General features: G+C 73.5%; 7 protein-coding genes. 4 read left to right on the top strand and 3 right to left on the bottom strand.

What is annotated here, in order from left to right:
• Together AOJ26_RS35500 and AOJ26_RS35495 are read left to right on the top strand one after the other, a co-directional pair.
• The coding region (locus AOJ26_RS35500) for a polysaccharide deacetylase family protein (RefSeq protein WP_053852480.1) at positions 1–584 on the top strand (584 nt) is incomplete at its 5' end.
• Positions 584–1,771: a YncE family protein gene (locus AOJ26_RS35495; RefSeq protein WP_053852479.1), complete on the top strand. Its 1,188-nt coding sequence runs from the start codon at positions 584–586 to the stop codon at positions 1,769–1,771. The genes AOJ26_RS35500 and AOJ26_RS35495, both read left to right, overlap by 1 nt.
• Here AOJ26_RS35495 and AOJ26_RS35490 read toward each other — a convergent pair.
• Positions 1,742–2,422, bottom strand: coding sequence for a GNAT family N-acetyltransferase (locus tag AOJ26_RS35490; RefSeq protein ID WP_053852478.1), 681 nt, complete (start codon positions 2,420–2,422; stop codon positions 1,742–1,744). The two genes, AOJ26_RS35495 and AOJ26_RS35490, sit on opposite strands and share 30 nt — an antisense overlap.
• 171 nt (positions 2,423–2,593) lie before the next feature.
• Here AOJ26_RS35490 and AOJ26_RS35485 point away from each other — a divergent pair, with 171 nt between their 5' ends.
• Positions 2,594–2,812 (top strand): EF-hand domain-containing protein, encoded by a 219-nt coding sequence (locus tag AOJ26_RS35485; RefSeq protein ID WP_053852477.1) that lies wholly within the window; start codon positions 2,594–2,596, stop codon positions 2,810–2,812.
• Positions 2,813–2,851: 39 nt separating this feature from the next.
• On the opposite strand, the gene AOJ26_RS35480 is transcribed toward AOJ26_RS35485, so the two are convergent.
• Positions 2,852–3,646: an ABC transporter ATP-binding protein gene (locus tag AOJ26_RS35480; protein WP_053852476.1), complete on the bottom strand. Its 795-nt coding sequence runs from the start codon at positions 3,644–3,646 to the stop codon at positions 2,852–2,854.
• The gene (locus AOJ26_RS35475; RefSeq protein ID WP_053852481.1) at positions 3,643–5,268 is read right to left on the bottom strand and encodes a 2-isopropylmalate synthase; all 1,626 of its coding nucleotides are present in this window, start codon (positions 5,266–5,268) and stop codon (positions 3,643–3,645) included. Before AOJ26_RS35475 ends, AOJ26_RS35480 begins: the two co-directional genes overlap by 4 nt.
• Positions 5,269–5,509: 241 nt before the next feature.
• On the opposite strand from AOJ26_RS35475, the gene AOJ26_RS35470 reads away from it, so the two are divergent.
• The coding region (locus AOJ26_RS35470) for a FadR/GntR family transcriptional regulator (protein ID WP_053852475.1) at positions 5,510–6,138 on the top strand (629 nt) is incomplete at its 3' end.

The raw sequence follows: 6,138 nt of genomic DNA, 5'->3' as shown, positions 1-6,138 counted from the left end.
GGCCGTGGCGGGGTCGCCGCCCCCGTCTCGCCCTCACCTTCCACGGCGGCGGCGACCCCGCCACGGCCCGCGCCCTGCTCACCGAGGCCGAACGGCACGGCGCCCGCGTCACCGTGCTCGCCGTCGGGACCTGGCTCGACGAGCACCCCGACATGGCCCGCCGCGTCCTCGACGGCGGACACGAACTCGGCAACCACACCCTCCACCACCTCGACATCAACGCGATGTCCGAGGCCGAGGCCAGAGCGGAGATCGTGGGCTGCGCCGAACGGATCCGGCGCCTCACCGGGTCCGCCGGGACCTGGTTCCGCCCCTCCCGTACGCCCACCGCCTCACCCCTGGTCACCCGGCTGGCCCGGGAGGCCGGCTACCCCCACGTCCTCTCCTACGACGTCGACTCCCTCGACTTCACCTCGCCCGGCGCCGCGGCCGTCGCCCGCACGGTGCTCGGCGAGGCCCGCGCCGGTTCCGTGGTCAGCCTGCACTTCGGCTACGACGACACGGTCGCCGCCCTCCCCGCCGTACTGGAAGAACTCGACCGCCGCGGCCTGGCCGCCGTGACCACCACGGAGCTGTTCACCTGATGCACCGCACTCTCGTCAGACACGCCCTGCTCGCGGGCGCCGCGCTCGTCGCCCTCGCCGCCTGCGGTACCGGCCCCCACGACCCGCACGCCTCCGCGCACCACGGCACCGAGGCGGCCGCCCCGGCCCCGGTCAAACCGGTGCGGAAACCGGCCGACGGGCTGCCCGGGATGCCGCCCGTCCTCGACCCGAAGGACGTCTACGCGGCCGACCGGCCCGGCAGGCTGTCACCGGTGGTCAAGGACTTCCCGTCGCGCGTCTACGTGCCCAACACCGAGTCCGACACGGTGTCCGTGATCGACCCGCGCACGTACGAGGTCGTCGACACGATCCGGGTCGGCCGGCAGCCCCAGCACGTCGTGCCGTCCTGGGACATGAAGACCCTCTGGGTCAACAACAACCGCGGGCACACCCTCACCCCGATCGACCCGAGCACCGGGAAGGCCGGCAAGCCCGTCGAGGTGCACGACCCGTACAACCTCTACTTCACCCCCAACGGCCGGTACGCCGTCGTGATGGCCTCCCTCGACCGCGAGCTCGTCTTCCGCGACCCGCACACCATGGAGCGCCGGAAGACGGTCCCGGTGAGCTGCTACGGCGTCAACCACGCCGACTTCTCCCTGGACGGCCGCTACTTCATCGTCTCCTGCGAGTTCAGCGGCGAGCTGCTGAAGGTCGACACCGAGCGGATGAAGGTGATCGGGCAGCAGAAGCTCCCCTTCGACGGGGCCATGCCGCAGGACGTCAAGGTCTCACCGGACGGCAAGCGCTTCTACGTGGCGGACATGATGGCCGACGGCATGTGGGTCCTGGACGGCGACACCTTCGGCAAGCCGACCCTGCTGCCCACCGGCAAGGGCACCCACGGCCTCTACGTCAGCCGCGACTCCCGCGAGATGTACGTCTCCAACCGGGGCGAGGGGACCGTCTCCGTCTTCGACTTCACCCGGAACCGGCTGACCAGGAAGTGGCGGCTCCCCCAGGGCGGCAGCCCCGACATGGGCGGCGTCTCCGCCGACGGCAAGGTCCTGTGGCTGTCCGGCCGCTACAACTCCGAGGTCTACGCCATCGACACCCGCACCGGCGCCCAGCTCGCCCGCGTCAAGGTCGGCAGCGGACCGCACGGGCTCGCGGTGTACCCCCAGCCGGGGCGCTACTCACTCGGCCACACCGGCATCTTCCGCTGAACCGCGGGCGCCCCGCGGGACCGTGGCGAGCAGCACCGCCTCGGCGCCCACCGGACGGTAACCGGCCGCCTGGAACGCCCGCATGCTGCGGGCGTTCCCCGGGGACACCTGGGCCCACAGCGGCTCCGCGACGAGATGCCTCGCCGCGGTCACCAGCGCCCGCCCCAGACCCCGGTGCCGTACGTCCTCGTCCACCTCGACCGAGACCTCGAGGCGCCCGCCGACCCCGCGTCCCGTCACCAGCACCCCGCCCTCCGTCGTCCAGGCCCGGACGGAGTCGCGCCGCCTGCGGGCGTACGTGATCCGGGGGTGGTGCGCGTCCTCGATCTCCCGCAGCGCGAGCGGCGGTCCGCCCGGCAGGGGGTCGGCGACGAGCATCGCGTCGATGGTCTCGGACCTGCGCCCGGTCCGGTCCAGGAAGGCGGTCAGGAACCGCGGGTTCATGGTCGCGGCCAGTGCGTCGCAGTCCAGGCCGCGCAGGGTGGCGCGGACCCACTCGGGGTCCTCGTCGGTGAAGACGACCGAGTGCGCCGTGAAGGACAGCACGCCCGCGTCCCGGTGGCAGGTCTGGGGTACGACCGTCGTGCCGCCGTCCGCGGGCGGGAACACCCCGCGGGCCGCCGCGTCGAGAATGTCCCGCAACGTCTCCATCACACCGCTCCTCGCCTCACCCACCGGAACGCCCACCCTCGCAGACATGATCGAGGACGGCACCACGGTTTCCACGGGTGGTCGCCGCACCGGCGCGCGGACCGGGCCGCTAATCTGACCTGCGGCAGCAAGCCGGCAGGACACGACAGAGGCAAGAAAAGGGGCGGACCGGTGGCGCACATCGACATCGAGGAAGCACGCAAGCAGTTCGAGCGGATCGATGCGGACGGAGACGGCTCCATCACCGCCGCCGAGTTCAAGTCCGCCCTGGCTCAGGGCGGCGACTGGAACGTGACCGAGTCGGTCGCCGAGGCGATCATCAAGAGCCGCGACCTGAACGGCGACAAGCTGCTGTCGTTCGACGAGTTCTGGGCCTTCCTGAACAAGTAGGGCCGGCGGTGAAGGGGGCGCCCGGGGGCGCCCCCTTCGTCATGCCCGGCCCCGGCCCCGGAGCCGAACCGTCCAGCGGCCCTCCCGGCGGTCCAGGACCAACGGCAGGTCGAAGCACTTGCCGACCTGGTCGCCGGTGAGGACCTCCGACGCCCGGCCCTGCGCGAGGACCCGGCCCTCGCGCAGTAGCAGCGCGTGGCTGGTGCCCGGCGGCAGCTCCTCCAGATGGTGCGTGACCAGGACCGTCGCCAGTGCCGGATGCTCCCGGCGCAGGGTGTCCAGGGCGTCGATGAGCTGCTCGCGGCCCGGGAGGTCGAGGCCCGTCGCCGGTTCGTCGAGCAGCAGGAGCCGCGGCTCCGGCATCAGTGCCCGGGCGATGAGCGTCCGGCCGCGCTGTCCGTGGGAGAGGGTGGGCCAGCGGGCGTCGGCGAGGCCGGCGAGGCCGAGGGTGCCGACGAGCCGGTCGGCCCGGTCCCGCTGCTCCGGCGTGGGCCGCCAACGGGGGAGCGGGGCCACGGAGTTGGTCAGCCCGGTCAGGACGACGTCCCGGACCCGCAGCGGCGCGGTGAGCGGATGGCGCGGGTCGACGTGGCCGACGTGGGCGCGCAGCTCCCGCAGGTCGACCCGGCCGAGCCGGCGGCCCAGCACCTCGACCGTGCCCCGAGTGGGGTGCACCAGGGCGCCCAGCAGACCGAGCAGGGTGGACTTGCCCGCCCCGTTGGCGCCCAGGAGGGCCCAGTGCTCGCCCGCCCGGACGGTCAGGGAGACCTCCTGGAGGATCGGCTTCCCGTCCCGGACGATCCACACGTCCTCGGCGCGCAGGACCTCGCTCACCGCAGCGCCCGGTTCGTCGCGGACAGCACGGCCCGGACGGCGGCGGCCGGGCCCACGCCGGCGCCCCAGGCGGTCGTACGGCCGTCTACACGGCACTCGGCGTAGGCCGCCGTGCCGTCCTCGGTGAAGTCGACGACCTCGACGGCGTACCCGGCACCGGCGAGCGCGTCCACGAAGGCGGAGAGCGCGCTGCCGCCCGTGCCCTCGTGGTCGCCGACGCGGTCGTCGCACTCCAGCGTGCCGACGAAGCGGTGGACGCCGGGTGCCTCCTCGTACGCCGTCCCGTCGTGCAGCCTGACCTCGCCCTCCGTGAGGTAGCGGGCCCGGAACAGCTCGTACAGCTCCTTCGGGCTCATCTCCCGGCCGCTCGTGTCGGTGGCCTCCTGCACGGCCCGGGCGAAGTCGGGGCGCATGCGGGGCGGCAGGTCGAGGCCGTGGTGGGTGCGCAGCAGCCAGGCCGCCCCGCCCTTGCCCGACTGGGAGTTGACCCGGATGACCGCCTCGTACGACCGCCCGAGGTCGGCCGGGTCGATCGGCAGGTAGGGGACCTGCCAGGGCTCGTCCGGGTGCTCGTCCCGGTGGGCGAGGCCCTTGCTGATGGCGTCCTGGTGGGTGCCGGAGAACGCGGTGTGGACGAGCTCGCCCGCGTACGGGTGGCGGGGGTGCACCGGCAGCCGGTTGCAGTGCTCGACCGTCTCGCGGACGGCGTCGATGTCACCGAGGTCGACCATGGGGTCGACCCCTTGCGCGTACAGGTTCAGCGCGAGGGTCACCAGGTCGACGTTGCCGGTGCGCTCGCCGTTGCCGAACAGGCAGCCCTCCACCCGCTGGGCGCCGGCCAGCAGGGCGAGTTCGGCGCAGGCGACGCCGGTGCCGCGGTCGTTGTGCGGGTGGACGGAGAGGATCACGGAGTCCCGCCGGGCCAGGTGGCGGTGGACGTACTCGATCTGGTCGGCGTAGACGTTCGGGGTGGCGATCTCGACGGTCGCGGGGAGGTTGTGGGTGACCGGCCGGTCCGGGCTCGCGTCCCACAGCTCCGTCAGCCCGTCGCACAGCTCCAGGACGAAGTCCGGCTCGGTGAGGTTGAAGGTCTCGGGGGAGAACTGGAAACGGACGGCCGTGCCGTGCAGGGCCTCGGCCCGCCGTGCCATGTGCGTCGCCGCCTCCCGCACGGTCCGCCACACCTGCTCGCGGTCCCGGCCGAGGACGACGTCCCGCCACACCGGTGAGGTCGCGATGTACAGGTGGACGACGGCACGCGGCAGACCGGCGACCGCCTCGAAGGTCCGGTCGATCAGGTCGGTGCGGGCCGGGGCGAAGACGACGGGGGTGACGTCGTCGGGGACGGCGCCGCCCGCCACCAGGTGCCGTACGAAGTCGAAGTCGGCGCGGCTCGCCGAGGGGTAGCCGACCTCGATCTCCTTGAACCCGGTGCGCACCAGCAGGTCGAAGAAGCGGCTCTTGCGGGCGGTGTCCATCGGCTCGGCGAGGGCCTGGTTGCCGTCGCGCAGGTCGACGGGGACCCAGAGGGGGGCGTGCTCGATGCGGGCACGGGGCCAGTCCCGGTCGGTGACCGGCACGGTCACGCGGTCCTGGAAGGGGCGGTAGCGGTGGAAGGGCATGGGGCTCGGCCGCTGCGGGTTCCAGACGGTGGTCACGCTGTTCCTTCTGCTCGGTCTGGGGGAGGACCGGCAGCACGGCGTCCCGCGGCGGGGTGCCGGTCGCGTCAGGCCCCGCCGCGGCAGCCGAGAAGAAGGAGACCGCTGAGCGTCATGCCGGTAGGCTAGCCACTCCTCAGGTCCTCAGACAAGTGAGAATGCACGAGTACCGTCCCTGCCCCTCGCACGAGTTGGTGAACCACAGATGCCGCTAGGCCCCGTCCGCCCCAGCCCCCTGGTCGAGCAGGCCGCCGAGCGGCTGCGCGAGCAGATCGCCGCCGGGCACTGGCCCGTCGGCGCGAGGCTGCCCGGCGAGACGACGCTCGCGAGGGAGCTCGGTGTGGGCCGTTCCACGGTCCGCGAGGCGCTGCGGGCGCTGGCCGGGGCGGGGCTGGTGCGGGCGCGACAGGGCGCGGGGGTCTTCGTGACCGCGACGGAGGCGGTCGAGGACTGGCCCACCCGGCTGCGCCGGGCCGCGGTCACGGACGTCTACGAAGTCCGCATGGCGGTGGAGGTCCACGCGGCCCGCCTGGCCGCGCGCCGCCGCACCCCCGAGGACGTGACGGCCATGGAACGCGCGCTGGAGGGCCGGCGGGCCGCTTCCGCGTCCTCCGACGCGGCCTTCGTCGACGCGGACATCACCTTCCACGCGGCGGTGGTCGCGGCCGCGCACAACCCCGTGCTCGCCGACCTGTTCCGGGAGTTCACCCCGGTCCTGCGCGAGGGCCTGGTCGAGCTGCTGGCCCTGACCGGGCTGCGCGAGGACGACCCCAACACCGCGGATTCGGCCCACGGGGCCCTGGTCCGGGCGGTGGCGGAGGGGGACGCGGAGGG

The organism is Streptomyces sp. NRRL B-24085, assembly GCF_001282115.1.
GTDB lineage: Bacteria > Actinomycetota > Actinomycetes > Streptomycetales > Streptomycetaceae > Streptomyces.
Note: the sequence above shows the minus strand (reverse complement) of the source record. Positions and strands in the feature narration are given on the sequence as shown.

Excerpts from the sequence above, each read along its gene's own strand:
- AOJ26_RS35495 (WP_053852479.1), top strand. The coding sequence starts at position 584 with ATGCACCGCACTCTCGTCAGACACGCCCTGCTCGCGGGCGCCGCGCTC.
- AOJ26_RS35475 (WP_053852481.1), bottom strand. The coding sequence starts at position 5,268 with ATGCCCTTCCACCGCTACCGCCCCTTCCAGGACCGCGTGACCGTGCCG.
- AOJ26_RS35490 (WP_053852478.1), bottom strand. The coding sequence starts at position 2,422 with ATGGAGACGTTGCGGGACATTCTCGACGCGGCGGCCCGCGGGGTGTTC.